This is a genomic window from Polaromonas sp. P3_C2 (assembly GCF_056402675.1).
Genome location: NZ_JBFUGX010000661.1, coordinates 1 through 2,216, shown reverse-complemented (window position 1 = coordinate 2,216; position 2,216 = coordinate 1). Strand labels below are relative to the sequence as shown.

The window sequence follows — 2,216 nt, the reverse complement described above, 5'->3', positions numbered from 1 at the left end:
CCGCACCACCCGCTCCTGCAACACGCGCAGCAGCTTGACCTGGAGCGCGGGCGGCATGTCACCGATTTCATCGAGCAGCAAAGTGCCGCCGTCTGCAGCCTGGAAAAGGCCTTTGTGATTGGCCACCGCATCGGTGAAGGYGCCCTTGACGTGGCCAAACAGCTCGGATTCCAGCAAGGCCTCGGGGATGGCGCCACAGTTCACGGCAATAAAGGGCTTGCTGGCCCGTGCGCCTGCCTGGTGGATGGCTTGTGCGAGTAGTTCCTTGCCGGTGCCGCTTTCACCGCGCAGCAGCACGCTGGCGTCCGACTGCGCCACCATGCGCGCTTCAGCCAGGGCTTCGGCCATGCGGCTTGAGCGGCTGATGATCTGGTTCTGCCAGGCTTCGGGGCTGCCCTGTTTGGCCGGGTTGGCGGGGGCACTCAGCGCCAGCGCCTGGGCAATCTTGTCGAGCAGGCTTTTGCCGTCAAAGGGCTTGGTGAGATAGGTGAACACGCCGCGTTCGGTGGCTTCCACGGCATCAGGAATGGTGCCATGCGCGGTCAGCAAAATCACCGGCAGCGAAGGATGCTGCTGGCGTATGTCGTCGAACAGCGCCAGGCCGTCCCGGCCGGGAAGCCGCACATCGCTGAGTACCAGCTGCGGCCGTTCAATATGAAGCTGCGTCAGCGCCGCTTCGGCCGACGTGACCGCCGTGACGCGATAGCCCGCTGCGGTCAGCCGCATGGTGAGCAGGCGCAGCATGTCGGCGTCATCATCAACCACGAGCAGGTGGGGTGCTGTCAGGGCTGAGTCGCTCATGGTGCGGTGGGGCGGGCCCGGCTGGCAGGGGGTATGGGCGCCGAGGCTGTTGCCGCCGGCTGCCGGCTGGTGAGGCTGCGCTCAATGGCCTTCAGCGCCTCCAGCCGCTCGTTGGTCTGGTCCAGCCTGCGCTGCGCATCGCGCAGTTGCTGGCCTTGTTTGTCAAGCTGCTCTTCCAGGCGGCGCTGTTCGGCGTAGCGTGACGCCAGCAGCCTTGCCAGCGGATGCAGCGGCTGGGCATCGGCATTGCCCAATACGCGGGCCAGCAGCTCCTGCGCGCGTATCAGTTCGGGCAGCTGCCGCAGTTGGGCCAGCACCAGCGAGAGCTGGAGTTGGGCCTCGGGGCTGGCGGCGTCTCCGAGCCGCCCGGTTTCCTGGGTGAGCTCCGGCGGCTGCATGAGGCGCACGCGCTCGGCGTAAGCCAGCATGCGCAAGGTCATGCCGCTGGCAAAAACGACGGATTCCGGGAGCGGCGCGGGCTGGCTGGTGCTGGCCCGCGCCGCTTCGGCGGCAGAGGCTGCGGCCCGGGCTGCCAGGACGGCTGCGGTGTCAGGGCCGCGCTCGTTGGCGGGGCCGCTGCTGCAGGCTGCCAGCAAGGCCGACGTCACCAGGGCCGGCAACAGGCCGCGCCCGGAGAAGCGGGCCGCAGGCGGAGGAGGGGGAAAATCAGTACTTGGAAACATGAGGAAGCTCTATTCTGAAGTGTGCACCAGGTTGATCGGGCATCAGGACGATGCTTCCACCATGTGCGGCAATGTATTCGTGAACGATGGACAGACCGATACCGCTGCCCCGAACCACGTCGACCGGCTGGCGTTCACCGCGGTAAAAGGGCTCGAAAATCCGCTCGCGGTCGGCCTGCGCCACGCCGACGCCCTGATCGTGGATGTCGATGCGGACGAAACCCCGCAGCGGACTCAGTTCCAGCCGGATCTGCCCTTTGGGTGGTGAATAGCGGATGGCGTTGGACAGCAGGTTGGCCAGCGCAGTGCCGATTTTTTCGGGGTCGATTTCCATCACAACGGGCTCGCCGACGACGCTGACCGTCAGGTCCCGTGCGCGCCACTGCAGGCGCTGCGCGTACACCTGCTCCTCGAGGAGTTGCAACAAGTCGACATTCTGGCGGTTCAACTGGCGCGCCTCGAACGCGGCCGTATTAAAGCGCAGCAGGTCTTCAATCTGGCTTTGCAGCACGCCGGTGTTGTGCCTGAGGATTTGCGCTATTTCGCGCTGGTCATTGCTCAGCGTGCCGGCTACACCGTCTTCCAGCAGCGACACCCCTTCGCGCAGCGATGCCAGCGGTGTTTTGAGTTCGTGCGAAATATGGCGCAGGAAACGCGATTTATCGGCGTCCAGCTCCACCAGCCGCAGGCGCAGCCAATTCAGGCGCTGCCCCACCAGGGCCAGGTCGGCCG

At 65.8% G+C, this 2,216-nt stretch carries 3 protein-coding genes; all 3 read right to left on the bottom strand.

Going from position 1 to position 2,216, the window contains the following annotated elements:
- A partial coding sequence (locus AC1DWI_RS20390; protein WP_477725600.1) for a sigma 54-interacting transcriptional regulator occupies positions 1-801 on the bottom strand: 801 nt, incomplete at its 3' end.
- Entirely contained in the window at positions 798-1,484 is a 687-nt protein-coding gene (locus AC1DWI_RS20385) for a hypothetical protein (RefSeq protein ID WP_477668360.1), read from the bottom strand. The genes AC1DWI_RS20385 and AC1DWI_RS20390, both read right to left, overlap by 4 nt.
- On the bottom strand, positions 1,468-2,216 hold a 749-nt coding region (locus AC1DWI_RS20380; protein WP_477725599.1), incomplete at its 5' end, for a sensor histidine kinase. The genes AC1DWI_RS20380 and AC1DWI_RS20385, both read right to left, overlap by 17 nt.

Bases quoted from the DNA above. Each gene is read 5' to 3' on its own strand.
- AC1DWI_RS20385 (WP_477668360.1), bottom strand. From the start codon at position 1,484: ATGTTTCCAAGTACTGATTTTCCCCCTCCTCCGCCTGCGGCCCGCTTC.